This is a genomic window from Novosphingobium profundi, assembly GCF_018491765.1.
Lineage (GTDB): Bacteria > Pseudomonadota > Alphaproteobacteria > Sphingomonadales > Sphingomonadaceae > Novosphingobium > Novosphingobium profundi.
This window is the reverse complement of the sequence record NZ_JABWCU010000003.1, coordinates 216,442-241,652: the sequence shown is the minus strand read 5'-3', so window position 1 is coordinate 241,652 and position 25,211 is coordinate 216,442. Positions and strand designations below refer to the sequence as shown.

Sequence of the window (25,211 nt, the reverse complement as noted above, 5' to 3'; positions counted from 1 at the left end):
TTCCGCCATGGGGGCAGGAAGGGTGCCGTATGCGGCCTTTCGCGGGGCCGCGACGCGCTCACGCCTTTCGAGAAAGAGTTCGCTTTCATGAAAACGCTTCGTCACGCATTCGCCGGGGCCGCCCTGGCCTCGATCGCCGCGATGCTGCCACTGGCCGCCCCGGCCGAGGCCGGCACCATCGTGCTCGGCGGCTATCCCGACCAGATCCAGTTCATCGACGACGTGAGCGGCAAGGTTACCGGCCTCACCAAGCTGGACACGGGGCTTCCCGACAATATCCAGCTCTCGGCCGACCGCTCGAAGATCTACGTCACCACGCTCACCACCTCGGGCATCGAGGTGCTCGATGCGAAGAGCCACCAGGTCGTCAACAAGTTCAGCCTCAATACGCCCTCGGTGCGCTACCGCTTCAAGGGCGGCGTGCCCGATCCCACGGGCCGACTGTTCTATGCCGTGGGTGAACGCTTCGACAAGGAAGCCGATCTCTACAAGGTCAGCAAGCCGCAGTACTACACGATCGACCTCAAGACCCACGAAGTGGTCCGCACGGTCGATTTCGACGAGAAGGACAAGGCGCCGGGCTGGAGCACCAGCATGGCGATCGCGCCCGACGGCAAGACGCTCTACGTCTTCGACGACAAGGTCCGGGTGATCGACACCAAGACCTTCAAGATCGTCGACCGCATCGACCTTGCCAAGCCCTCTTCCTCGGGCCTGCAGGACGTGAGCTTCGGCGGCACGCTCAATACCGTGAGCGAGGCCGGCAAATACATCTCGGTGTTCAACGCCGAGGACCCCTACATCCACAACAAGGTCTTTGGCGTCGCCCGTTTCGACCTCACCAGCCGCAGCTTCACTTTCGATCCGATCGGCCCCGCGCCCGACCGCATGGAGGGCCTGCAGGTCACGCCCGACGGCAAGGATGGCTACACCGTCGCGGTGATCGGGGACCTTGGCAAGCAGCGCTGCGAGTTCTGGCATTTCGACCTCACCACCAACACCGCAGTCGACAAGGCCGAGTTCGAGTGCCGCCGCCGCTTCTACTTCGCGATGTCGGCCGACGGGCAGAAGCTCTACATCTACGGCGCGGGCTACGACATCGCGGTCTACGACGCCAAGACGCTGAAACCCGAGGCCGACTGGGAACTGCGCCACGACATCACCATGGCCGGGCTGCTGCACCTGCCGTGACCCTGCCTTCGACCTGCGGCAGAGCCCAAGGCTCGACAGCGAAGACCCCGGCTGCAGGTCATGCGCCTCCCCCATCGAGCGCGCCCGTCGCGATCCGTGGGGGAGGCGTTGGAGCCCATTGCTGCCGGGGGCTTCTCGCCCAGGCCGGACTTGCTGCGAGGCTGGAGCTTCCCGCACCCTCGCAGGCCCCTGCGATCCTGCTGGGGGCGGGCGCGGTCCATCTCCTGCGCGAATGCCTCGAAGCCCCGCACCTGTTGGAAGGCACCCGCCGCGTGCGTCGGCGCATTGTCGCCTGGGGCGGTGCGGAGCCCAGCGTGCTCCCACACGAGGCACTTGTCCTGTCGGGAGGCGAATTGCACGCCGCCCTGCTGGCTGCGCATGAAGCGCAAGGCCGGCCGCCAAGAGCGATGCCTGGTGCCTACAGCGTCCACGCCGCCGCCCCCTTCCCCGAACCGACCCTCCTGCACTTCGGCCAGCGCCGCGCCCAGGCTCTGCGCGTCGAGCTGCGCCATGACGACGACGCCGACGCGTGCTGGATCGAGGCGGTCGAGAACGGCTGGCTGTTCCTGATCCCTGCGGGCGCGAAGGCCGGATGGCTGCTCGCCGTGGGCGGCCCGCTCAAGGAACTGCTCACCTCGAGCCGCCATATCGGCCCACGTATCACCCCGCAGGACAACGAACCGAGCCGATTCGAAACCGCGCCGCGCATGCTCGAACGGATGGCCGGTCCGGGCTGGCTCGCCTGCGGCACCGAGGCGATCGCCTTCGACCCCCTGTGCGGCGACGGCACCGCGCAGGCCGCGCGCGAGGCGAGCCTTGCCAGCGCGGTGCTGACCGCGATCGCCCGGACCGACGGCAGCGCCGGGGCCGCGCAGCCCTACCTCGACCATTACCAATCGATGCTGCTCGCCGCGATGCGCCGGCACTTGCGCCAGTGCGCGCAGTTCTACGCGACGGGTGGCCAGAGCCCCTGGTGGCGCGAACAGCTCCTCTCCACCCAGCACGCCTTTGCCCAGTGCACCGCCCGGCTCGCGACCTGGCCCGAACCGCGCTATCGTCTCGATGGCCTGACCCTTGCCCCGATCGAGGCCGCCGCATGACCCCGCCCGACGTTTCCCCGCCCGCCTCGGCCGAGCCAGAGAAGATCGCCGACTGGGGCAGCTATTCGCGCCTCCTGCCCTACCTGCGACCTTATCTCGGGCGCCTGGCGCTGGTGCTGGTGGTCAGCCTCGCCTCGACCGCGCTCGGGCTCGCCCAGCCCTATCTCTCCAAGTTGCTGATCGACGACGCGCTGCTCCAGCGCGACCTGACCGCGCTCGTGGTGATCGGCCTTGCGATGATCGGCGTGACGGTGGGCAACTACGCGCTCAACATCCTCGCCAGCTATCGTTACGTGGCGACTTCGGCGGACATGCTCTTCGACATCCGCGTCGCGCTGCTGCGCCACCTCCAGTCGCTCTCGCCACGCTTCTACAGCCGCTTTCGCCTCGGCGACCTCATGTCGCGCATCAACAGCGACGTCAGCGACATCCAGCGCGTGACCGCCGACACGATGCTCTCGGTGCTTTCCAACCTGCTGATGCTGACGGGCGGCGTGGCGATCATGCTCTGGCTCGACTGGAAGCTGTTCCTGCTCGCGATCGTCTTGCTGCCCGCCTGCGTTGCCCTCTTCGTGCGCTTCCAGAAGCGGCTCGATACCCTCACCCGCACCATGCGCGAGCGCGGGGCGGACCTCGGCAGCCTGCTGGTCGACACCATCATGGGCATGCGCGTGGTCTCCTCGCTCAACGCGGCCAGCCACGAGACACAGCGCTTCCGCACCCGCAATTCCGCCTTCGTCGAGGCCATGCTGCGCATGCAGGTGGCGAGCTTCATGGCCGGCGCAGTGCCCGGCACGCTGCTGGCGGTGACCACCTCAGGGGTGATCCTCTACGGCGGCTACCAGATCATTGAGGGCACGATGTCGATCGGCACTCTGGTGGCCTTCATGGCCTACCAGTCGCGCCTCTTTGCGCCGATCCAGGTGCTGATGGGGCTCGTCTCGGGCCTCAGTTCGGCGCGCGTCTCGCTCGCGCGGATTTTCGAGCTGTTCGACACGAAGGCCGAAGTCGTCGAGAACGAAAAGCCTCTGCCCTTCTCCGGCGTCACCGGCTCGATCCGCTTCGAACGGGTCTCGATCGCGCATGACGATCGATCCGTCTTGCGCCAGTTCGACCTTGAAATCCCGCGCGGCAGCTTCTGCGCCGTGCTGGGGCCAAGCGGCGTGGGCAAGTCGACCCTCGCCGACCTCCTCGTGCGCTATCTTGATCCCGACGAAGGCTCGGTGATGATCGATGGTATTGCCCTGACCGCACTTTCTCTGCACGACCTGCGCGACAAGGTCATCCTGCTCGACCAGACGCCCTATCTCTTCAACGACACTATCGGCGCCAACATCGCCTTCGCCCGACCCGAGGCGAGCCGCGAGCAGATCCTGCTCGCGGCACACCAGGCCGGGCTCGACCCGCTGCTCGCGCGCCTGCCGCGCGGGCTGGAAACGCCCGCGGGCGAGCGCGGCCTCGCGCTCTCGGCGGGCGAACGCCAGCGTATCGCGCTCGCCCGCGTGCTGCTGCGCCGCCCCGAGGTGCTGATCCTCGACGAGCCGACCTCCGCGCTCGATCCCGAGACCGAACGCCACGTCGCGCTGTCCTTGCGCGCTGCGCTACCCGACGCGACGATCATCGCCATCACCCACCGCCCCGCCCTCGCCGAAGTTGCGCAGATGGTGGTGACGATCGAGGACGGCGCTGCGCGCGTGATCCCCAATCCGGACGACCGACCCATGGTCCTCAGCGCATGAACGGCCCAGCCCTCCCCGATCCCGACCGGGCCATGCCTGCGCTCTTCCCGGGCCGCACCGGCAGGGGCATGCGCGTGGCGGTAATCGACAGCGGGGTCCATCCTGCGCACCCCCACATCGATGCCGCCCGTCTCGCGCCCGGCGTCTGGATCGACCGCGAAGGCACCCGGCACTCGGACGAGGACGCGACGCTCGATCGGCTTGGCCACGGCACCGCCGTCACCGCCGCGATCCTCGAGAAGGCGCCCGAGGCCACCTGCCTGCCGATCCGCGTCTTTGCGGACAAGCTCGGAACGACCGCGCGGGCGCTCGGCGAAGCGATGCGCTGGGCGATCGAGGCCGAGGTCGACCTTATCAACCTCAGCCTCGGCACGCCGAACATGGCGCATGCCGAATTTTTCCGGACCATCGTCGAAGAGGCGAGAGACGCCGGGATAACGGTGATCGCCGCGCACGATGCCGAGGGCGTGCCGTGCCTGCCCGGGCGATTGCCCGGCGTGCTCGGCGTCACGCTCGACTGGGATTGCCCGCGCGCGCGCTATTATGTCCCCGAGGGAAAGCCGGGATGCCTCGCCGCCTCTGGCTATCCGCGCGCGATCCCCGGTGTTGCGCCCACCCGCAATCTCTACGGGATCAGTTTCGCGGTCGCGCAGGTCACCGGATTTGCCGCGCTCGCCGCCGAAGAAAGCAGAGCCATGGGCGCCCCGCCAGGCGACCTCCACGCCTTTCTGGCCGCGCGCCTCGAGGCCATGCCCGAGCCCGCCTGACCGTCGGGATCAGAACGCGATCTCGCGCCCCTCGTAGTCGAACAGCTTGCCGCTGTCGGGCACCTTCAGGCCCTCGATCACGTCGAGCAACTGCAACGCGGCGCGCTCGGCATCGAACAGCCGTCCGGCCGGGACATTTCCCTGGAACGGCCGGGATAGCGCGGTATCGACCGTGCCGGGATGGAGCGCGACGACGATGCTGCGGCTGCTGCGCCGCGCTTCCTCGATCGCCAGGTTGCGCACCAGCATGTTGAGCGCGGCCTTCGACGCGCGGTAGCCGTGCCATCCCCCCAGGCCATTGTCGCTGATCGAGCCGACCCGCGCCGAAAGCGCCGCGAAGACGCAGCGCTGGCTTTTGGGCACCAGCGGCAGGAAATGCTTGGCGACGAGCGTGGGGCCGATCGCGTTGACCGCATAGGTCTTCGCCAGCCATTCGGGGTCGAGATCGCGCAGCGCCTTCTCGGGTCCCTTCTCGCCCTCGTGGAGCAGCCCCGTCGCAACGATCACCAGCGCGGGCGGCGGCCCCTTGGCGACGCGCGCGGCGGCCGCCTCGCGCGTCGCCTCGTCAAGCAAGTCGATATGGTCCGCGCCCCCGCGCGAACGGGCGAAACCGTAGACGGCCTCAAAGGCCCCTTCCTCGACCAGCGCCGCCTCGAAAGCCGCGCCGATCCCGCCCGAGGCCCCGATGACGACCGCGCTCGCACTCATGCGCGGCTGAACATCCAGCGGTTCTCTTCGCTTTGCTCGGGATCGAAGCGGTAGCCGTCGGTGTCGAAGCCCTTCATGTCCTCGATCTTCGTGATGTGGTGCTCGCACATCCAGCGCGCCATCATACCGCGCGCGCGCTTGGCGTTGAAACTGATGAAGCGCGGGCCGTTGGGGCCCGGTTCACGGAAATCGACATCGACCACCCGCAGCCCCGCAAGCTTGCCCTTGACCGCGGCGAAGTACTCCTGGCTCGCAAGGTTGAGGATCGCGCCCGAGCCTTCCTCGGCCACCTGTTCGCGCAAGCGCGCGGCGATCCGGTCGCCCCACCAGTCGGTCAGCGCCTTGTGGCGCGGGGCCCAGCGCGTGCCCATTTCGAGGCGGTAGGGGCGCATCGCGTCGAGCGGGCGCAGCAGACCATAGAGCCCCGAAAGAAGGCGGATGTGGTTCTGCGCGAAGGCCACGCCTTCTTCGTGAAGCGACCAGGCGTCGAACCCGGCGTAGACGTCGCCTGCGAAGGCGAAGAGCGCCGGGCGCTCGGGCAGCTCGGGGAAGTCGCGGAAGCGATCGGCGTTGAGCTTGGCGAGCTTTGGCGAGATGTGCATCAGCTCGGACAGCTTCTTCTGGCTGAGATTCGAGGCCGACTTGGCAAGGCTCATCGCCTCCTCGGCGAAGTGCGGCCGGGTGGCCTCGAACGAGGGCAGCTCGCGATCGTAGTCGAGCGTCTTGGCGGGAGACAGAAGCGCAATCATGCCCCGTCCGGTACCCACGCCAAAGGGCAGCGTCAAACGCTCAATTGCGATCGCTGTCCGGGGCCTGCGAAGCCTTTAGAACGAGCGGAAGTCCCGCCGCGACGAACACCACTTCGTCGGCGAGCGCCGCGATGGTCTGGTTCAGCCGCCCCGCCTCGTCGCGAAAACGCCGGCCGAGCGGCGTCTCGGGCACGATCCCGAGCCCCACCTCGTTGGCGACGAGCGTCACTGGCACCGGGCAGGCCTGTAACGCAGCGCACACGTCGTCGCTGCGCGCGACCAAATCGTGCTCGCCCAGCATGAGGTTGGAAAGCCAGAGCGTCAGGCAATCGACCAGGATCGCCCCGCCCTCTCCCTGGGCCGCGCGGATCGCGCCGGCCAGATCGAGCGGCGCCTCGATCGTGCGCCAACGCGGCCCGCGATCGGCCTGGTGCCGTTCGATGCGCTCCTCCATCTCGCGATCGAAGGCCTGCGCGGTGGCGATGAAGGCGAGCGGGCCTGGAACCGCCTCGCTGCGCGCCTGCGCCAGCCGGGACTTGCCCGAACGCGCGCCGCCCAGGACGAGAAGCAGGCTCATGCCGCGTGCCTTCGCGCAAGGTCGAGCAGGGCATCGATGTCGAGATGCGCCTCGAGCCCCTCGGCCAGTTCATCCAGCGCCGCGTCGACCAGCGGACCATGGTCCCGTCCCGAACCGGCGACACCGATGTGCTCCAGCAGAGCACGGCGCAGCGCACCCGAGGCCAGCAACCCATGGCAATACGTGCCCATCACTTGCCCATCGTGCGAGATCGCGCCATCACCGCGCCCGCCCTCGAGCCGGGCGAAGGGTGAAGCGTTCGAAGGACCTTCGCTCGTTCCCATGTGCATTTCGTAGCCCTCGAACGCGGCACCAAGCGCGGTCCCGCGCACCTCGCGCAGCGCCTTGCTCTCGCCCAGCACGGTCGCGTGGTCGAGCAGGCCGAGCCCGCGGGTCTCGCGCACCGGCCCCTCGATTCCCAGCGGGTCGGCAATCGTGCGCCCCAGCATCTGGAAACCCGCGCAGATCCCCAGGATCGCGCCACCGCGCCGGTGGTGCGCCAGAATGTCGATGTCCCAGCCCTGCGCGCGCACGAATTCCATGTCGGCAATGGTCGCCTTCGAGCCGGGCAGGACGATCAGCGCGGCCTCGGCCGGGATTGGCGTTCCGGGCGGCACCATGACGAGGTCGACCCCCGGTTCGGCGCACAAGGGGTCGAGATCGTCGAAATTGGCGATGCGCGCCAGCATCGGACAGGCGACGAGCGCCTTGCCCGTCGGCCCAGAAGCCACGCGCTCGAGCACGACCGCGTCCTCGCTCGGCAGGCGCGAAACGGCGGTCAGCCAGGGCACGACGCCCATGCCCCGCCAGCCGGTGCGTTCCTCGATAGCCGTGTAGCCATCGGTGAAGAGCGCGGGGTCGCCGCGAAATTTGTTGACGATGAAGCCCTTGATCATCGCCGCGTCCTCGGGCTCGATCACCGCACGCGTACCCACCAGCGAAGCGATCACGCCGCCCCGGTCGATGTCGCCCACCAGCACGACAGGAACGTTCGCGGCGCGTGCGAAGCCCATGTTGGCAATGTCCCCTGCGCGCAAGTTGATCTCGGCCGGAGACCCGGCCCCCTCGACGATGACCAGATCGCAGCGCGCCGAGAGACGCTCCCAGCTCTCCAGCACTTCGCCCAGGAGGTTGCGGCGCCCCTCGCGGAAATTGCCCGCGCCCAGGACCCCACGCACCTTGCCGTGGACGACGAGCTGCGAAGTGTGATCGGCCTGGGGCTTGAGGAGAACCGGGTTCATGTCGGTGTGGAGCGGGGCGCGCGCGGCCAGCGCCTGGAGCGCCTGGGCACGCCCGATCTCGCCGCCATCGGCGGTCACCGCCGCGTTGTTCGACATGTTCTGCGGCTTGAAGGGCAGCACCGAGAGCCCCCGGTTGGCGAGCGCGCGGCACAGGCCCGCCACCAGCACCGACTTGCCCACGTCGGATCCCGTTCCCTGCAGCATCAGGCCAGCCATGTCCGCCCCCCCTTGATCAGTTCAACTGCCAGCCAGGCCAGCAGGCACGCGCCTATATAGATCTTTCCCGCCCGGCGCATCGCCGCTGCGTCGGCCTCGCGCCCATCCCCTATCCACGGCTTGTCGACCAGGACCCCGTCGTAGACCACCGGACCGGCCAAGCGCACGCCGAGCGCGCCGGCCATTGCCGCTTCGGGCCAGCCCGCGTTGGGCGAGGCATGCCGGGCATGGTCGCGCCACAGGACGCCCCAGCCCCGTCCTCCGGCAATGCACACGAGCACGGCGCTCAGCCGCGCGGGTACGAGATTGGCGAGATCGTCGATCCGCGCCGCCGCCCAGCCGTATTCGCGCAAGGGCGGCTCGGGATGGCCGATCAGGCTGTCGGCGGTGTTGATCGCCTTGTAGATCCACACCCCCGGGAGCCCCCCCAGAACCAGCCAGAACAGCGGCGCGATCACCCCGTCGCAGAAACTTTCGGCAAGGCTCTCGATCCCGGCACGCGCGACGCCCGCGCCATCGAGCCGCGCCGTGTCGCGCCCGACGATCATCGCGACCGCGCGGCGCGCAGTGGCAAGGTCTCCGCGCCCGAGCGCCTGCCGCACGGGCCGGAAGTGCTCGTAGAGGCTGCGCTGTGCAAGCGCGGGCCAGGCCAGGACCATCAGCAGAAGTGTTGCGAAGTCTCCCGCCAGTCGCGTGATCGCAGCCTGCACGGCAAACGCCGCGCCGCCCACGCCCAGGAGCAGCACGGCCATTCCGGCAAGGCCGGCAAGTCGGCGACGCCAGGGCCGCAGTTCGACCCGGTTCCAGCGTTGCTCGAGAGTGCCGATCACCCGCGCGAAGATCCCCACCGGGTGGCCGATCCCGCGGTAGAGCCAGCCCGGCCAGCCGACCAGCGCATCGATGACGAGCGCTCCCAGCGCAACCGCCTCAAACACCCGGCGCACTCCACCTGGCCAGGGCATCCGCAAGCCGCGATGCCTGCGCCGCGCTCGCGGGCAGCCCCAGCCGAAGAAGATCGTCATGGCCTGCAAAAGGGCGGCTCAGGATATGCGCCTCGCCAAGCCGGCGAAAGAGGTCGCCCGCGCGCGGATCGCGGACCAGACGGAACAGCGGCGAGGCCCCCTCGCCGCGCAGCCCATAGTGCGCAAGCAGTCTGTCGAGCGCCTCCGCCTCGGCCCGCAAGTCGCCACGCGTGGCCGATATCCATTTCACGTCGCGATAGGCCTCGGTGCCGAACGCGATCGCGGCGGCGCAGACCGGCCAGTCACCCTGGACGCGGCGCAGTTCTGCAAGGATGTCACTTGGGGCGAGCACGAAGCCCAGCCGCACGCCGGCAAGACCGAAGAACTTGCCGAACGAGCGCGTGACGATCAGGCGACGCCCCTCGGCCACCGCCGAGGCGACGCTCGCATCGGGATGGCATTCGACGAAAGCCTCGTCGACCAGCAGCCAGCCGCCGCTTCGCTCCTGTGCGTCGAGCTCGGCAAGGACACCAGCGCGATCGCGCAGGACGCCATCGGGATTGTTGGGGTTGGTCACGATGCGCAGGCCGGGTGCACCGGGCCCGGTACGGGCGAAGGCCCTGGCATATGTCCCGTAGGTCAACGGCGCGATCTCCGCCTTCATCTCGCCCATCACGCAGCCGAGCAGGCGCAGGCCCATCTCGCTTCCCGCAACTGCGCAGCATAGCGCCGGATCGACCCCGAAGTGCGCGGCCGCCGCCTGCTCCAGGCGCGCGAGCGCGGCGGGGTCCGGCAAGCCTCGCCACTCGGGCGCGAGCCGCGAAGCGCCCGGCCAGGGGTGCGGGTTGATGCCCGTCGAAAGATCGATCCAGTCGGCCGGTGCGCCGCCAAAGCGCGCGATCGCGTCGGACAGCCGGCCGCCGTGATGCAAAAGACCGTTCACGCCGCGACGACCAGCGCGGCAAGCAGCACGGTCTCGACAAGCTCGATACCCGCGCCATGGCCATCGCCCGACAGTCCACCGATGCGCCGCTTGAGCCAGAGTGCCCAGAGCGCCATCGCGGCCAAGCCGACCAGGAGAACCGGCGCGATCCAGGCGGCAAGCCCGGCGACGATCAGCAGCCAGGTCGCGCAGGACAAATGCGTCGCCCCGCGCGTGAAAAGCGTGCCCATCCCTTCGTGGAGCGGTGGCAGAAGACGCGCCCAGATCAGCGGGCCGACGCGCGCCAGCACCGGTACGAGAACAAGCGCGGCCCACGCGGGCCGTTCGAGAACGTGCCACAGCAACGCGAACTTGGCGATCAGCTGGAGCGCGATGGCGGTAACACCGAAGCTGCCGATGTGCGGATCGGCCAGCACGGCGGAGAGCCGCGCACGGTCTCCATGCGCCGCGCCCGCAGCGTCGGCGATGTCGCCAAGGCCATCGAGATGCAACGCTCCCGTGATCCCAACCCAGGCGAGCAGCGCGCACAGGGCGCCAAGGGCATCCCCGCGATGCAGACCGGTCCACGCCGCTCCGGCAACCGCCACGCCGACGACGATCCCCGCCAGCGGAAACCAGCGGATGGCGCGCGCGAAATCCTCGCTGTCCGCCGCGAGATCCGGCAGGGGCAGCCGGGTCATCAGTTGGAGCGCGAGGAGCGCGGCCTTCACGGGTGCGCGCCTTCCCCCTCGACCGGTCCCGTGTCGAGGCCAATCACTTGCCCGGAGAGCTTGTCGCCTTCCCAGATGCGCAACGAAAGGCGCGCACGGTACGGTACGTCGAGCGCCCAGACGCCCCGATGGTCGAGCCCGGTCAGCACCGAAAGCGCGGCGCGCATCGAGCCGGCATGGGTCACCACCAGCGCCTTGTCGGGAAGCGCGCGCAGGGCCCGCTCGATCCGCCGGCACAGTTGCGACCAGCGCTCGCCGTAAGGGGGCGGATTGGCTTCGGGGTCGTCCCAGAATGCCGCGACGGCCTCGGCGTCGAGCGCGCCGGGCTCGAAACCGTCCCAGGCCCCGAAGTCGAGTTCGCGCCAGTCCGGAGCCAGCGCCAGGGGCACTTGCAGGGTTTCGGCAAGACGCGCGGCCTGAACCGAGCAGCGGCGCAAGTCCGAACTGACGATGCGGCTGATCGCAAGGTTTGCGACGCGCGTACGCAGTTGCGGGCAGTCGGCAAGCTCGGCAGACAGGTCGCAATGCCCGAGCAGGAGCCCGGGACGCAACGGCGGGACGTGCCGCACGAGGTGGACCACTCGCGCGCTCATGCGCCGCTCGCCACGGCCGCCTCGGCGAACGTCGCCATGCCATCGTGCATCGCCACCGCGGCCCGCACCAGCGGCACCGCGACGGCCGCGCCCGTCCCCTCGCCCAGCCGCAGGCCGAGATCGAGCAGCGGATCGAGCCCGAGATGGTCGAGCAACCGGTGATGCGCGCTCTCGGCCGAACAATGCGCGGCCAGGCAGTGGTCGACGAAACCGCGCTCGGCCGCTGCCAGCGGCGCGATTGCGGCCGAGGCGATGAAGCCGTCGAGCAGGACGGGAATGCGCAGCAGGCGCGCGGCGAGGAGCGCACCGGCCATCGCGGCGATCTCACGCCCTCCCAGGCGCCGCAACGTCTCGAAGGGGTCCGTGCACGCGGCCGCGTGGAGCGCGAGTGCGGCCTCCACCACCGCAGCCTTGTGCGCGACGCCCGAGGCGTCGAGCCCGGTCCCACGCCCGCACCAGTCCTGCGCCGCGCCGCCGAAGGCCGCAGCGCCGAGTGCCGCGGCCGGAGTGGTGTTGCCGATGCCCATTTCGCCCACGAAGACCAGCTGCGCCTCGACGTCGACCGCCGCCGCGCCGGCGTTGAGCGCGGCCAGGCAGGCCGCCTCGTCCATCGCGGGCTCGACGCTGATGTCGCCGGTCGGTTCGTCGAGCGCGAGCGGCACGATCGAAAGGCTGGCACCGCACGCACCGGCTAGCGCGTTGATCGCGGCGCCCCCGGCGGCGAAGTTGGCGACCATCTGCGCCGTCACCTCGACCGGAAAGGCGCTCACCCCGCGCGCGGCGACGCCGTGGTTGCCCGCGAAGACGACCGCCTGGACGCGCTCGAGCGAGGGGCGCACCGCCCCCTGCCAGCCGGCCATGAACACCGCGATATCCTCGAGCCGGCCAAGCGATCCCGCCGGTTTGGTCAACTGGGCCTGGCGCGCACGCGCGAGATCGAGTGCCGATCTATCCGCTGCGGGCAAATGGGTGAGCGCGGAAAGGAACGCCGCGCGATCGGGGAACTGGATCATGTGCAAAGGTATCCCTGCGGAGGAATGCGGGTGATGAAATGGCCCTTCACACCCTCGGGCCAGAGCGCGTAGCGCACCACGCCCTCCTCGCTTGCATCGTGCGCGGCGGCGTATGCGAGGATCGCCCGCGCGGCTTCCGCGTCGGGCGTGAAATCGCCCAGGACATAGCCGACCTTGCCCGGCGCGCGGACATGGACGACGCAGTGGCGCTTGCACGCAAAGAGGCAGGGCATCTCGCCGATGGCGATGCCGGCGAGCTCCGGCTCGACCTCCTGCACCGCGCGCATGGCCTCGGCGAGCCGGACGCCGCCGCGCTGGCCCGCCTCGTCCTCGCGTCGTTCGCTGCTGTGCCGGCAGGTGGAGCAGACCACCACCTCGGCGCGCTGTTCCACCTGCCGCAGCATCAGAAGCGGCTCCGTACGCCGACGTAGATCGTACGTCCGAGCATCGAGTAGCCGCTCGCGGTCTGGTAGCTCTTGTCGGTGAGGTTCTCGACCCGTGCCTGGAGCGTCAGGCCCGGTGTCAGCGTGTACTGGCCGCGCACATCGAAGAGCCAGTAATCCTCGAGCACCACCGAGCTGCTCGCGCTGGTGAACGTCTCGCCCGAATAGCGCGCGGCCACGCTCGCACGCAGGCCCGAGACGTCGACGCCACCTTCGATGTTGGCGGTGTGACGCGGCACCCGGGCGAGCTGGCGCCCATATGTGCTGGCATCGGGCGTGCGGTCCTCGGCATCCGTCCAGGTGTAGTTGGCATCGGCGAAAAGCACGTTCCACTTTGCCGTGGCGGCGAGTTCGACGCCCTTAGCGTGCGCCTTGTCGACATTGGCGTAGTAGCCAAAGCGCGTGGTCGTCGTGCCCGGCACATAGCACTCGTCGATGACCGTGCCGCTCGTCGCGCAATAGGCAAAGTCGATGAGATTGGTCGTGTCGCGCTCGAACCAGGTCGCCGAGGCGCGCAGCACACTGCCCAGCCCCTGCTCGATCCCGACTTCCCAGCCCTTGGCCTTCTCGGGTTTGAGGTTCGCATCGCCGTAGGCCGAATACATCTGGTAGAGCGAGGGCGCCTTGTAGCCTTCCGAATAGTTCGCGCGCAGCACACTCTGGCCGCCGTTGGGGGTATAGACCGCGCCCGCGCTCGCCACCGTGTTGGCGCCAAAGCGGGACTGGTGATCGTAGCGCGCGCCGCCATCGAGCGTGAGGCCCGTGAACGGCGTAACGCGCAACTGGCCATAGACGCTGTTGGTGCTCACCGAATAGGGCGTGAGCGCATAGGCCACGGCGCTGTCATCGGGCGAGGCCGTGGTCATGCGCTGTTCCTCGCGCTCGGCCCCGAAAACGGCCTGCACCGCGTCGTTGAGTGTGTAGGTGCCCTGGTATTCGAAGCGGCGCACGCGGCCGTGCGCGTCGAAATCGATCGGACGCACGTCGCGCGAGGGATCGAAGTTCTCGCGGTCCGAGGTCGTCTGCATGGCCGCAAGGCGGTTGACGAGCGCTCCGTCGAACAGCTTGAAGTTGAGCCCGGCATAGCCCGACCATTCCTTCGTCGTGCCGTATTCGCTGGTGTCGCCCGAATAGCCGTCGAAATCGGCGCGCGCGTCAGACCAGTAGCCACGCAGGTCGAGCGAAACGTCGGGTGCGAGCTTGAAGCGCGCCGAGCCACTGGCCGACTGGCGCGTGTAGCCGTCCTTTTCGGTGCCGCTGGCCCGGGCCGAGACGCCGTCGGTGGTGAAGGTCGATCCCGCCAGACGCCAGTCGACGAGGTCGCTCGTGCCGCCCACGCCCGCCCGGGCGGAAACGGTCTGGTTCGAGCCGCCCTCGAGGTCGAAGCTGCCTTCGAGGGGCCTGGTGGGCGTCGCGGTCGTGACGTTGATCACGCCGCCGATGGCGTTGCTGCCCCACAGGATCGACTGGGGCCCGCGCAGGATCTCGATACGCTCGGCATCGTCGAGGAAGAGATTGGTGACGTTCGCCCCGCCCGCGGTCGAGGACGGGTCGGACAGGCGCATGCCGTCGATCACCACCACCGTAGTGCCGTCGTCCGCGCCACGGATACGCAGGCTGGTGGTGGTGCCGTAGCCCCCGTTGCGCGCGATCGCGACGCCTGGGGTGCGTACGAGGATGTCGGTCAGCGAAAGCGTCTGGGCCTCGTCGATCGCCTTCGCGTCGAGAACGGTCACGCTGGAGGACACGCGATCGGCCGCAACCGGCGTGCGAAGCGCGGAAACCACGATCGTGCCCACGGGGGCCTCGTCGGCCTGGGCAAGGTCCGGTATGGTGGTGAACGCGAGGATCGAGATGGCCGAAACGGAGGCCAGGGATATGAACTTGGACACTTGGGACGGATCCCTTCTTGCAAACGGCGTTAACCTTGCCGGGTGCCCTTGCGTCATCTCGGGAGGGATCCTCGACATCCGCCAATCCCCTCAAGTGGGTGGGGCGCGAGCGAACCTCTCCTGATGCACGGGATGGGCCCGGCCAGGCGGTGGCTGTCGTTGCGCGAGGGGTGACCTTGCGATGATGCAAGGCCCTCGAACACCCGGTGCACCCTGCCCGGATGAAGAACGACCGCGTCAGGCAGGTCTCCTGGCTCACGGGTCAAGGCCGATCCCGCCGCCTTCTCAGGACACTCGCGTCCCAATGGCATCATGGCTGGATAGCTCGCCGCTTACAGTTGCAGGGGCAGCCCGGGTCTTTCACCCGGTTCCCTTTTGATCCCCGATGAGGGGAACCTGTCGCGGCGCGGCAATTATCCTGCGCCCGTGACCTGCGCAAGTGCAATATGCTTGCAGTCGAAAATGACCTGCCTTAATCGGGCCTGTGTATCGGGTGCCCGCGAGGGCTTAATCGGGAAGTCCGGATACGCGTGGTGGCGAAAGCCGCCCGCGCCGGCACTGCTCCCGCAACTGTAACCGGTGAGCGCATCGCCACGTGCCATTGGAGGAGGTTCACTCTTTCGAGAAGGCGGCGACCAGCGCCGTGATCCGGGAAGTCAGGAAACCGGCCCGATGCCGTCGTTCCTTCGCGCGGGCGGGATGAACCGGGCGGACGAGGGCCTCGCGACCTGCGGGGACAAGCCCTTGGCGGACGACATTCGTATGTCGCGTCGATGGGAGCCTTGAAGCCATGCCGAACTGCTGAACCTTCACGGGGGCCCTCCTTGGGTCCGGACCCAAGCCCCCTGCTCCCGCTGCCGCGTCCCTGTGCGCGACGGCGACGCCATTCCCACCCCTTCGCGCCCAGGAGTTGTCCCCGATGCACTCGAACCAGATCTTCCAAGCCAACCGTCTCGAATGGACCGTCTTCGCGATCCTCGCCGCCCTTATGTTGCTCACCCGCTCGCACGCGGTGACCCATCTCGAACACGTTCCGAGTACCGCGCTCGCCAGCTTTTTCGCGCTCGGCTATTTCGTGCGCCGCATCGGCGGCTTCGTCGCGCTCTTCGCGCTGGCTTATGCAATCGACGTCGTCTCGATGTCGGTGCTGGGCGTCTCCGACTTTTGCTACACCCCCGCCTACGCCATGCTCGTGCCCGCCTATGGCGTGATGTGGCTGGCCGGCCGCTTCGCCGCGCGCATGCCCGAGCGTCTTTACGCCCTGCCCGCCATGGCCGCGCTTCTGCTGAGCGCCACGCTGGTCTCGCATCTGTTCTCGAGCGGCGGCTTCTACTTCCTGGGCGGTCGCTACGCCGAGCCCACGATTGCCGAATTCGCCAACCGCTTCGCGCGCTACTTCCCGGTTTCGCTGATCTCCTCGCTGGTCTGGGGCGGCATCGCGGCGGCGCTGTGGACGCTGGCGCTCACCGCCCGCCCGCAACTGCGCCGGGCGACCTCGCGGTGAGCGAGACCAGCACGCTGAGCGACGAAGAACGCCGCCACAAGGAGCGCACGCGCAAGCACAAGGCCGTGGTCGATGCCAAGATCGCCGCCGCCAAGGTCGACAAGGGCCTCGTGCTCGTCCTTACCGGCAACGGCAAGGGCAAGTCCTCGAGTGCCTTCGGCATGGTCGCGCGCACGCTCGGCTACGGCCGCAAGGCCGCCGTGTTCCAGTTCATCAAGGGCAAGGAGGACGTGGGCGAGCGCGCGTTCCTCTCGCGCCAGGACGGCGTCACCTGGGAGAACTGCGGCGAAGGCTTCACCTGGGAAACGCAGGACCGCAGCCGTGACATCGCTGCCGCGCGCGCGGGCTGGGACAAGGCCCGGCTCGCGCTGGCCGATCCTTCGATCTCGCTCGTCGTGCTCGACGAGCTGACTTATCTCATCACCTACCGCTACCTCGACCTCGAGGACGTCCTGCCCGCGATCACCGCGCGCCCGGCGATGCAGCACGTGGTCATTACCGGGCGCGCGGCCCACGCCGAACTGATCGAGCTCGCCGACACGGTCAGCGCGATCCGTGACGAGAAGCACGCCTTTCGCGCTGGCGTGCGCGCGCAGACCGGCATCGACCTTTGAGCCGGGCCGCGTCCTGCCCGGCCCTGCTGGTCTCCGCCCCGGCCTCGGGCCAGGGCAAGACCCTGGTGACAGCCGCGCTCGCGCGGCTGCACCGCAGGGCCGGGCGGCGTGTGCGCGTGTTCAAGTGCGGGCCCGACTTCCTCGACCCGATGATCCTGGAACGCGCGAGCGGCGCGCCCGTCTACCAGCTCGACCTCTTCATGGTCGGCGAGGAACAGTGCCGCGCACTGCTCCACGCCGCCGCGCTGGAGGCCGACGTGATCCTCGTCGAGGGCGTCATGGGCCTTTACGACGGCACGCCGAGCGCCGCGGACCTCGCGGTGCGCTTCGGACTTCCGGTGCTCGCCGTAATCGACGGTTCGGCGATGGCGCAGACCTTCGGTGCGCTCGCGCATGGCCTTGCCACGTACCGCCGCGACTTGACGCTGGCGGGCGTGCTCGCCAACCGGGTCGGCAGCCCCCGCCACGCGCAGATGCTGGAAGAGAGCCTGCCGAATGGGATCGCCTGGCTCGGCGCCTTTCCCCGCGATGGCGAGCTCGCCTTTCCCGAACGGCATCTGGGCCTCCTCCAGGCCAGCGAAATCGCCGATCTCGACGCCCGCCTCGACCGCGCCGCGGCCAGCCTCCCCGCTTCGGCTACCTGGCTTCCCGAGCCCGTCGACTTCGCGGCGAGCGGCGAGACCACCCTCCCCAGGCGCCTGCTCGAAGGCCGTACCATCGCCATCGCGCGCGACGCGGCCTTCGGCTTCATCTACCCCGCCAATCTCGACTGCCTCGCGGCTCTGGGCGCGCACCTCGCCTTCTTCTCCCCACTGGCGGACGAAGCCATTCCACCTTGCGATGCGATCTGGCTACCGGGTGGCTATCCTGAACTGCACCTCGAAACCCTCGGCGCAAACCAGCCGATGATCGCGGCGCTCAAGGAGCACCATCGCCAGGGCACCCCGATCCTCGCCGAATGCGGCGGCATGCTGTTCTGCCTCGACAGACTGACCACCCGCGAGGGCGCGAGTACCGCGCTGCTCGGTCTCCTGCCGGGCACGGCCACGATGCAACCGCGCCTCGCCGCGCTCGGCCTCCAGGAGATCGACCTCCACGGCGAAACCGTGCGTGGTCACACCTTCCATTATTCGCGCATGCAAACCCTGCAAGCTCTCCGGGCTCGCGCCCGCACCCCCGATGGCCGCGAGGGCGAAGCCCTGTTCATCGAAGGCTCGCTAACGGCAAGCTACCTGCACACCTACTTCCCGTCCGCCCCCTCGGCCATCGCCCGCATCTTCGGGGCATGAAAAAAGCCACGCAAACGCGCGGCCTCTTAAGAAGCGAAAATGGTGAGCCCTGCTGGGTTCGAACCAGCGACCTACTGATTAAAAGGCTGAAAGTTGGAGCGTAATGTGCAGTATTTACAGGCACTTAGAAGCATCCGTCATTAACTAACTGCACATTACGCGACAACCAAATTCATCCCTTTTACAATGCGCGACAGCACAATTTAGGTCACAGCTTTCACACGACCTCAGGGTTGCAATCATGCCCGAAGCATCGCTCGTCTCAGCGAGGCATCAGGGCTACCGGTTGGCCCTTAGTATGCCGCCTGGCGAGTTCCTTTTGCAGTGCCTTCCACCCAATTTGTCATCCATCGCCAGCGGAGAGCCCGCATGCTGTGGAGCAGCATCGCTTTCATAACCCAATTTGTCATCGAACGTCGGAGACAGACCGCACCACGAAGGCAATAGCCTGTATCAGTTGCGATGCGGCCCGATTAGCGTCAAATCCGCAGGAGATAGCCGATCCGACGCCGAATCCAACTGGTGCCAATACGGATAGAGCAAAGGCGGGCGGCTCACCGCTTCAAGCTTCGCGAATTCTTCTTTGCTCAGCACCAGATCACACGCCTTCAGATTGTCAGCCAATTGTGCGTCCGTGCGCGCCCCGATGACCAGACTCGACACGCTGGGTCGCGCCAGCAGCCAGGCAAGCGCTACCTGGGCCGGGGTCACGCCGTCACCGCGCGTTTCTGCCACTTCGACAAGCACCTCGACGATATCGTAAAGCGCCTCAACATCTCGCACGGGCGGCTCGTTCCAATTGGCGGCCTTGCGCGTACCTTCCGGCTCGGGCTTACCGCGTCGATATTTGCCGGACAACAACCCTCCCGCCAGCGGAGACCAAATCACGCCGCCGACACCCTGGTCGACGCCGATGGGCAAGAGTTCGTATTCCGCCTCTCGCGCCTGCAGCGTATAGTGGATTTGCTGCGCGACGGGACGCACCAACCCTTCCTTCTCTGCAGTTCCAATCATCTTCATAACGTGCCATCCGGAGAAATTGGAGATGCCGAGATAGCCGATCTTTCCAGACCGGGTAAGCATGTCGAAAGCGGAGAGTATCTCTTCCACCGGGGTCATGCCATCCCACTCGTGACACCAGTAGATATCGATATGATCTGTCCTGAGGCGCCGCAAGCTGTCCTCGCAGGCGCGAATGATATGGTGTCGCGACAGACCGCGCTCGTTCGGCCCTTTCGTCCCGGTTGGAAAACGGACTTTGGTGCCAAGTATCAACTTTTCGCGACGGCCGCCCGTCAATGCCTCACCGATAATTTCTTCTGACTTTCCGGCCGAATAAATATCCGCTGTGTCAATGCTATTGACCCCCGCCTCGATGCACATGTCGATCTGGCGCCGGGCACCCTCCACATCCGTGTCACCTGTCTTGGCGAACGCTCCCTGGCCGCCAAACGTCATTGTTCCAAGTGTAAGCGTTGATATCTTGAGGCCTGAGCGGCCAAGAAGTCGATAGTCCATGATGCTCTCCATGGGATCAGAATCGGAAACGGCGAGGCTGGCGCCGGTTTCGAGCATTCATCTAACGCTGGATTTTCATTCGAAAAATTGAAAAGATCGAAATTTGTTGTTCTCATAATCGGAATGATTGATGCAGATTCCTCAGCTTCGCGCCTTCTGTGCGGTTGCCCAGTCCGGTTCTATCTCGACGGCAGCCCGTGTGCTCAACAAAGTACCATCCAGCATCACCGTACGCATTCAACAGCTTGAAGAGGACCTCAAGCAGCAGCTTTTCCTGCGAGAGCGTAAGCGAATGTCGTTGTCACCGGCCGGGCGGCAGCTGTTGGAACATGCACAGCGCATCCTCGATCTCACGGATGGCACACGGGCATTGATGCGCGATGAAGAAATCAGCGGATCTCTTACCGTCGGTGCACTGGATGTGGTTCTAGTCGATTATATGCCGCGGGTAATCGGCTACATGCGCCAGCGGCATCGCGGCATACATCTCAATGTGCGCCATCAGGCATCCGAGGATCTGGTGGCGCACATTGCCGATGGCAGCCTTGACATCGCGCTGACAGAGGGGCCGATTAGTTCGAAAGCTCTGCGAAGCAGGATTGCCTTTGTCGACGAAATGCTCCTGGTTACAGATCCAGGTCACCGGGACGTAGTGACACCGACAGATCTGGAATGCGCCGAATTATACGGCTTTCGGCACGACTGTTCTTTTCGCTTCCGCATGGATCGCTGGTTAGCTTCGGGCGGCCGCTCAGATTTGCCTGTGATCGAAATCGAATCCTACCATACGATGCTGGCTTGTGTCAGCGCGGGCATGGGAGCGGCCTGGATGTTGCGGTCCATTTTGAAAACGCTGCCTGGGCATAATCAGGTGAAGGCACATTCCCTTGGCGATCATGGCCGGACTGAAATCCACTTCGTCTGGCGGGACGGTCACCTCTCTCGTAATGCCGAACTCTTCATGGATGCATCAACGACCGTTTGAATTCGCCATTGTTGAGGGCGAGCCACCGGTTCTCAGGTAGCGAGAAATTGAGCATTGTGACGATCACGCCCAAGAGCCTGCCCGGTGAGCAAAGGGCGGCGCGGAATGTTGCGTCGCCCTCGCCCTACTCAGCTATTCTACCCTCTAGTCCGCGGCCAGCATGGCCAAAGCCACACCCTCGCTGCTAGCCGAGTTCTGGCCGGTAATAAGCGCTCCATCGATGACGACGTTGGGCGCCCAATCAGGACCTTTTTCATAAAGTCCGCCCAGAGCCTTGATCTCATCTTCAGCCAGGAAGGGCACGACTTCGATCAGTTCCGTCCAACCGAACTTCGCGCGATCGAAAGGGCTGAATTTTCGGTCGACGGATCAGATATTCTGGTCCCTCTCGGTCGCATCCCGCTGCCTATCCAAAATGGTCGATCGAGATTGACGGACTATGCTGAAGCCCTCCCTGTCAAAGCCGGATAGCTCGACAGGCGTGAACGACCGCTTCCAATGCAGCGGAGATGACTGCCCAAGGTTATAGATGGGCGCATGGCTGACCTGGCAGCCCTTGATGAACCCAGGGCGCGTGGCCAGCCCGCCAGCTCCAGGAGGCGGTGGCCCGCGGATCATAGACCTTTCAAATCGTAAACCTCGTACGCCAGCCCTCGCGACTTAACCGTCGCGCAGCCGCCGCAACAGCGTCTGGCGTGCATGGGCTACGCGCGGATTGCGCAAGGCGGTGGGCAGCCAGACAAGCGAATAAGGATTGGTTAGCGGCGGGCCGCTCACCGCGATCATGGCAAGATGCCCTTCGGCCAGATCGCGGCGGCACAAGTAGTCGGGCAGCACCGACCAGCCCACGCCGCCCTGTAACATCTGACGCAGCACTCGCATATCCGGGCTGGTTACGGCAGGCGACGTGTCGACATGGCCCAAACGCTGATGCCGCAGCCATGCATCGATCAGCGGGCGGTCGAGATTGTAGGCCAGCATCGGCTCCCCCTTAAGTCCCGCCTCCAGCGACACCGCGCTGCGTATCCGCGCGACGACCTGCGGCGCGGCCACGGCGTGGACCGGCTCCTCGCGGATAACCTCGCTATGCAGGCGCGAGTCGATGATCGGATAGGCCGAAACGCCCAGATCGAAATGCCCCTCCAGCAGCATCTGCTGCACCAGATCGCGATGGGCCGGTTGCAGGCGCACCCGCATCCCCGCATCGATTAGCGCAGGCAGATGCAAGGCGATTTCCTCCGCGATGAGATCGGCATGGCCGATGATGCGGATCACTCCGGCCAGATCGGACGAACGGGCCCGCGCCTTGCTCAGCGCTTCCTCCGCCCGGTCGAGCAGGTCACCCAGATCCTGTGCCAGATCATCGGCGGCCATGGTCGGCTCTACCCCGCGCGACTGGCGCTCGAACAGACTGTGGCCGATCGCCACTTCCAGCCCGGCGATGTGCTGGGACACGTTGGACTGAGTCAGGTTGAGGCTGCGCGCGGCGCCGGAGATCGAGCGCAGGCGGTAAACCTCGACAAAGGTGCGCAGACGGACAAGCGACATCGAACAGGCTCCATCAGATTTCTGATGGGTGGTTGCATTGGCCTTGTGAGTCAAGCCCGGCCGCAAGGCCTAGAAGGGCGGCAACGAAAACGACTGCCGCTTCAAAAGGACCTTTTCCCATGCTCACCAAGACCCTCTACACCACCTCTGCGACCTCGAACGGCGGGCGCGATGGCCGTGCTCGCACCGCGGATGGCTCGCTCAACGTCTGGCTCGACATGCCAGTCGAACTGGGCGGACGCGGCCATGGCAACAATCCCGAGCAGCTCTTTGCCGCCGGCTATTCGGCCTGCTTCCTCTCCGCGATGAAGACCGTTGCGGGTCCGCTGGGTATGAAGGTGCCCGCCGAAACCACCGTGACGGCAAGCGTCGGCATCGGTCCGTTGGCAACGCAGGGGTTCGGTCTGTCGATCGCGCTGGCCATTGCCGTGCCGGGCGTGGAGCGCGAGGCCGCGCAGCGCCTGATCGAGGCCGCTCACGAAGTCTGCCCTTATTCCAATGCCGTGCGCGGCAACATTGACGTCGCCCTGACGCTGGCCTGATCTGCAAGGGACATACCATGACCAACCCTGTCGAAGACCTGAGCAAAATCCTGCGCGCCATGAAGAAGGCGCATCTCGCCGCCGGTCCCGCGAACGCGGCCCTGCGCCGCGACCGGCTGGAACGCGCCGCGCGCCTGATTACCGACAACCGCGCCGAACTGGTGCGCGCCATCAGCGCCGATTTCGGCAATCGCGCGCCCTACCATACGCTGGCTGCCGATATTGCCACCACGGCGGCCGGGCTGCACCATAGCGCCGCCCATGTCGACCAGTGGATGCAGCGCGAAGCCGCCGAAGTCAGCGACCCGGCCATGGCTGCCTGGATCGAGCCGCAGCCGCTTGGCGTGGTCGGCATCGTCAGCCCGTGGAATTTCCCGATCAACCTGGCATTCGCGCCGCTGGCCGGCGTGTTTGCGGCGGGCAACACGGCGATGATCAAGCCTTCGGAATTCACGCCCCGCACCTCGGACCTGATCGCCCGCCTCGTCGGCGATGCCTTCGACGCCGAGGAACTTGGCGTGGTGATCGGCGGACCCGATGTCGCGCAAGCCTTCACCTCGCTGCCCTTCGACCATCTGGTCTTTACCGGCAGCACGGCGGTCGGCCGCCATGTGATGCGCGCGGCGGCGGAAAACCTTGTGCCCGTCACGCTGGAACTGGGCGGGAAATGCCCGGTGGTGGTCGATGAAGGCTTCGACATTGCGACAGCCGCCGAACGGACTTTGACGGTCAAGACCTTCAACGCCGGGCAGATCTGCCTGTCGCCCGACTATGTCATGGTGCCGAGCGATGCCGTCGACGGCTTCGTGGAAGCGGCCAAGGCCTTCATGGCCCGTGCCTTCCCCGGCATTCAGGCGAACGAGGATTACACCTCGATCATCGCGCCGCACCATTTCGAGCGGTTGCTCGACCTCCTCGCCGACGCGCAAGCCAAGGGCGCGACCATCGTTCCGCTAAATCCCACAGGAGAGCCCGTGCAGGACGCCGCCACGCGCAAGATCGCGCCGGTCCTGATCCTGAACGCGACACAGGACATGCGCGTGATGCAGGAGGAGGTCTTCGGCCCGCTGCTGCCCGTCGTTGCCATGGACGTGGACCAGGCCATCGCCCGCATCAATGCCCATGACCGCCCGCTGGCGGCCTATCTGTTCAGCGACGACGACGCCGTGCAGGCGCGCTTCGCCGCCTGCGTCACCTCGGGCGCGCTGGTCATCAACGACATCATGTCGCATGCCTCGATCGAGAGCCTGCCCTTTGGCGGAGTTGGCGCCTCGGGCATCGGCGCCTATCACGGTGTGCATGGTTTTCGCCGTTTCAGCCATTTTCGCCCTACCGTGCGCCAGTCCGCCGAAGGGCTCAGCGGCCAGCGGCTGCGCGCGCCCTATGCGGAAAAGCAGGCCGTGCTCGAAACCATGCTGAGCGCGAAGAACTGACACATATCTCTTTCCATTCCTTCCGCATCCGGCGAATTTCGCGCCGGGCGGGCAAGACAGGTGAATACCGATGAAAATCCTGATGGTTCTGACCAGCCACGACGAACTGGGCGATACGGGCAAGAAGACCGGCTTCTGGCTGGAGGAATTTGCCGCCCCCTACTACACCTTCCTTGACGCGGGCGCCGAGATCACCGTCGCCTCGCCCGCTGGCGGCCAGCCCCCGCTCGATCCCAAGAGCGATCTACCCGATTTCCAGACGCCACTGACCGGGCGTTTCAAGGCCGATCCTGCCGCGCAGGCCGTTCTGGCGAGCACGGTGAAGCTGGATACGGTCCGCGAGGCCGATTTCGACACGGTGTTCTACCCCGGCGGCCACGGTCCGCTGTGGGATCTGGCCCAAAGCGCGACCTCGATCGCCCTGATCGAGAGCTTCGCCAAGGCCGACAAGCCGGTCGGTCTGGTGTGCCATGCCCCCGGCGTGCTGAAGAACGTGAAGGCGGCCAATGGCGATCCCTTCGTCAAGGGACGCACCGTCACGGGCTTTACCAATGGCGAGGAAGAGGCCGTGGAACTGACCGAGGTGGTGCCCTTCCTGATCGAGGACACGTTCATCGCGCAGGGCGCCGATTACCGCAAGGGCCCAGACTGGGCGCCTTTCGTGGTCCACGATGGAAAGCTGGTCACCGGGCAAAATCCGGCCAGCAGCGAGGATGTCGCCAAAACCCTGATCGCCATGGTCGCCTGACCCCCGCCTGACGCTGTCCGGACAAGGACTGCGTCAGGCCCTCTTTCATGGCTCGAGGTCGTGTTTCATGAATGCCACCATGTATCGCGCGTCCGGTGCGCGCTCCTAAGTCTTTTCACCGCGTTGGCGTTTTCACCGGTAGGCTTGCGCTTGCGTCTCCCCGACACACCTCCGCCGGCATTTAGC

25 protein-coding genes and 2 riboswitches are annotated in these 25,211 nt (G+C 66.7%); of the genes, 11 read left to right on the top strand and 14 right to left on the bottom strand.

The genetic code is table 11. From position 1 onward, the window contains the following. The first annotated feature begins 87 nt into the window (after positions 1–87). Genes HT136_RS03665 through qhpE form a run of 4 tightly spaced genes read left to right on the top strand, consistent with a single transcriptional unit; the run spans position 88 to position 4,797 of the window. A complete protein-coding gene (locus tag HT136_RS03665; RefSeq protein ID WP_214197944.1) occupies positions 88–1,191 on the top strand; it encodes a YncE family protein in 1,104 nt (367 codons plus the stop codon). After that, on the top strand, positions 1,188–2,291 hold the full coding sequence (locus HT136_RS03660) for an NAD(P)/FAD-dependent oxidoreductase (RefSeq protein ID WP_343222098.1): 1,104 nt from the start codon (positions 1,188–1,190) through the stop codon (positions 2,289–2,291). The genes HT136_RS03665 and HT136_RS03660 overlap by 4 nt, the downstream gene beginning before the upstream one ends. Next, positions 2,288–4,030 (top strand): ABC transporter ATP-binding protein, encoded by a 1,743-nt coding sequence (locus tag HT136_RS03655; protein WP_214197942.1) that lies wholly within the window; start codon positions 2,288–2,290, stop codon positions 4,028–4,030. Before HT136_RS03660 ends, HT136_RS03655 begins: the two co-directional genes overlap by 4 nt. Then, positions 4,027–4,797, top strand: coding sequence for a subtilisin-like serine protease QhpE (gene qhpE, locus HT136_RS03650; protein WP_246543315.1), 771 nt, complete (start codon positions 4,027–4,029; stop codon positions 4,795–4,797). The genes HT136_RS03655 and qhpE overlap by 4 nt, the downstream gene beginning before the upstream one ends. A 9-nt stretch (positions 4,798–4,806) precedes the next feature. Here qhpE and HT136_RS03645 read toward each other — a convergent pair whose 3' ends face one another. Genes HT136_RS03645 through HT136_RS03595 form a run of 11 tightly spaced genes read right to left on the bottom strand, consistent with a single transcriptional unit; the run spans position 4,807 to position 14,844 of the window. Further along, positions 4,807–5,505, bottom strand: coding sequence for an SDR family NAD(P)-dependent oxidoreductase (locus tag HT136_RS03645; RefSeq protein ID WP_214197940.1), 699 nt, complete (start codon positions 5,503–5,505; stop codon positions 4,807–4,809). Then, the gene (gene yaaA, locus HT136_RS03640) at positions 5,502–6,254 is read right to left on the bottom strand and encodes a peroxide stress protein YaaA (RefSeq protein ID WP_214197938.1); all 753 of its coding nucleotides are present in this window, start codon (positions 6,252–6,254) and stop codon (positions 5,502–5,504) included. Before yaaA ends, HT136_RS03645 begins: the two co-directional genes overlap by 4 nt. 40 nt (positions 6,255–6,294) lie before the next feature. Next, complete coding sequence (gene cobU, locus HT136_RS03635; RefSeq protein ID WP_214197936.1) at positions 6,295–6,831, bottom strand: bifunctional adenosylcobinamide kinase/adenosylcobinamide-phosphate guanylyltransferase; 537 nt, start codon at positions 6,829–6,831, stop codon at positions 6,295–6,297. Beyond that, a complete protein-coding gene (locus tag HT136_RS03630; protein ID WP_214197929.1) occupies positions 6,828–8,288 on the bottom strand; it encodes a cobyric acid synthase in 1,461 nt (486 codons plus the stop codon). Before HT136_RS03630 ends, cobU begins: the two co-directional genes overlap by 4 nt. Then, a complete protein-coding gene (gene cbiB, locus HT136_RS03625) occupies positions 8,276–9,223 on the bottom strand; it encodes an adenosylcobinamide-phosphate synthase CbiB (RefSeq protein WP_343222097.1) in 948 nt (315 codons plus the stop codon). The genes HT136_RS03630 and cbiB overlap by 13 nt, the downstream gene beginning before the upstream one ends. Then, complete coding sequence (locus HT136_RS03620; protein ID WP_214197920.1) at positions 9,216–10,193, bottom strand: threonine-phosphate decarboxylase; 978 nt, start codon at positions 10,191–10,193, stop codon at positions 9,216–9,218. The genes cbiB and HT136_RS03620 overlap by 8 nt, the downstream gene beginning before the upstream one ends. Further along, the gene (cobS, locus tag HT136_RS03615) at positions 10,190–10,903 is read right to left on the bottom strand and encodes an adenosylcobinamide-GDP ribazoletransferase (protein ID WP_214197918.1); all 714 of its coding nucleotides are present in this window, start codon (positions 10,901–10,903) and stop codon (positions 10,190–10,192) included. Before cobS ends, HT136_RS03620 begins: the two co-directional genes overlap by 4 nt. Then, the gene (locus tag HT136_RS03610) at positions 10,900–11,496 is read right to left on the bottom strand and encodes a histidine phosphatase family protein (RefSeq protein ID WP_214197916.1); all 597 of its coding nucleotides are present in this window, start codon (positions 11,494–11,496) and stop codon (positions 10,900–10,902) included. Before HT136_RS03610 ends, cobS begins: the two co-directional genes overlap by 4 nt. Continuing rightward, positions 11,493–12,509, bottom strand: coding sequence for a nicotinate-nucleotide--dimethylbenzimidazole phosphoribosyltransferase (gene cobT, locus HT136_RS03605; protein ID WP_214197914.1), 1,017 nt, complete (start codon positions 12,507–12,509; stop codon positions 11,493–11,495). Before cobT ends, HT136_RS03610 begins: the two co-directional genes overlap by 4 nt. Further along, positions 12,506–12,913: a DUF1636 domain-containing protein gene (locus tag HT136_RS03600; RefSeq protein ID WP_214197912.1), complete on the bottom strand. Its 408-nt coding sequence runs from the start codon at positions 12,911–12,913 to the stop codon at positions 12,506–12,508. The genes cobT and HT136_RS03600 overlap by 4 nt, the downstream gene beginning before the upstream one ends. Beyond that, complete coding sequence (locus HT136_RS03595) at positions 12,913–14,844, bottom strand: TonB-dependent receptor (RefSeq protein WP_343222095.1); 1,932 nt, start codon at positions 14,842–14,844, stop codon at positions 12,913–12,915. Before HT136_RS03595 ends, HT136_RS03600 begins: the two co-directional genes overlap by 1 nt. Positions 14,845–15,067: 223 nt before the next feature. Next, positions 15,068–15,259, bottom strand: a riboswitch (cobalamin riboswitch). Between the two features lie 59 nt (positions 15,260–15,318). After that, positions 15,319–15,531, top strand: a riboswitch (cobalamin riboswitch). Between the two features lie 232 nt (positions 15,532–15,763). On the opposite strand from HT136_RS03595, the gene HT136_RS03590 reads away from it, so the two are divergent. From HT136_RS03590 to HT136_RS03580, 3 genes are read left to right on the top strand one after another with little or no spacing between them, the layout of a single operon-like run. Continuing rightward, the gene (locus HT136_RS03590; RefSeq protein ID WP_214197910.1) at positions 15,764–16,348 is read left to right on the top strand and encodes a hypothetical protein; all 585 of its coding nucleotides are present in this window, start codon (positions 15,764–15,766) and stop codon (positions 16,346–16,348) included. Continuing rightward, positions 16,345–16,962 (top strand): cob(I)yrinic acid a,c-diamide adenosyltransferase, encoded by a 618-nt coding sequence (cobO, locus tag HT136_RS03585; protein WP_214197908.1) that lies wholly within the window; start codon positions 16,345–16,347, stop codon positions 16,960–16,962. The genes HT136_RS03590 and cobO overlap by 4 nt, the downstream gene beginning before the upstream one ends. Continuing rightward, the gene (locus tag HT136_RS03580) at positions 16,959–18,251 is read left to right on the top strand and encodes a cobyrinic acid a,c-diamide synthase CobB (protein WP_214197906.1); all 1,293 of its coding nucleotides are present in this window, start codon (positions 16,959–16,961) and stop codon (positions 18,249–18,251) included. Before cobO ends, HT136_RS03580 begins: the two co-directional genes overlap by 4 nt. A 453-nt stretch (positions 18,252–18,704) precedes the next feature. Here HT136_RS03580 and HT136_RS03575 read toward each other — a convergent pair whose 3' ends face one another. Next, positions 18,705–19,826 (bottom strand): aldo/keto reductase, encoded by a 1,122-nt coding sequence (locus HT136_RS03575; RefSeq protein ID WP_246543314.1) that lies wholly within the window; start codon positions 19,824–19,826, stop codon positions 18,705–18,707. 73 nt (positions 19,827–19,899) lie between these two features. Between HT136_RS03575 and HT136_RS03570 the strand changes: the two genes are divergently transcribed. Then, positions 19,900–20,754, top strand: a complete 855-nt coding sequence (locus HT136_RS03570; RefSeq protein WP_214197905.1) for a LysR family transcriptional regulator — start codon at positions 19,900–19,902, stop codon at positions 20,752–20,754. A 144-nt stretch (positions 20,755–20,898) separates the two neighbouring features. On the opposite strand, the gene HT136_RS03565 is transcribed toward HT136_RS03570, so the two are convergent. Continuing rightward, positions 20,899–21,057 carry a type 1 glutamine amidotransferase family protein gene (locus tag HT136_RS03565; RefSeq protein WP_214197903.1) on the bottom strand — a complete coding sequence of 53 codons (159 nt, stop codon included), beginning with the start codon at positions 21,055–21,057 and terminating at the stop codon, positions 20,899–20,901. A 357-nt stretch (positions 21,058–21,414) separates the two neighbouring features. Beyond that, the gene (locus tag HT136_RS03560; RefSeq protein WP_214197901.1) at positions 21,415–22,302 is read right to left on the bottom strand and encodes a LysR family transcriptional regulator; all 888 of its coding nucleotides are present in this window, start codon (positions 22,300–22,302) and stop codon (positions 21,415–21,417) included. 119 nt (positions 22,303–22,421) lie between these two features. Here HT136_RS03560 and HT136_RS03555 point away from each other — a divergent pair, with 119 nt between their 5' ends. The 3 genes from HT136_RS03555 (at position 22,422) to HT136_RS03545 (ending at position 25,025) form a co-directional block, all read left to right on the top strand. Continuing rightward, positions 22,422–22,844, top strand: coding sequence for an organic hydroperoxide resistance protein (locus HT136_RS03555; protein WP_214197899.1), 423 nt, complete (start codon positions 22,422–22,424; stop codon positions 22,842–22,844). Positions 22,845–22,861: 17 nt separating this feature from the next. Beyond that, positions 22,862–24,277, top strand: coding sequence for a coniferyl aldehyde dehydrogenase (locus HT136_RS03550; protein ID WP_214197898.1), 1,416 nt, complete (start codon positions 22,862–22,864; stop codon positions 24,275–24,277). A 70-nt stretch (positions 24,278–24,347) separates the two neighbouring features. Continuing rightward, on the top strand, positions 24,348–25,025 hold the full coding sequence (locus HT136_RS03545; RefSeq protein ID WP_214197897.1) for a type 1 glutamine amidotransferase domain-containing protein: 678 nt from the start codon (positions 24,348–24,350) through the stop codon (positions 25,023–25,025). Positions 25,026–25,211: the final 186 nt, after the last annotated feature.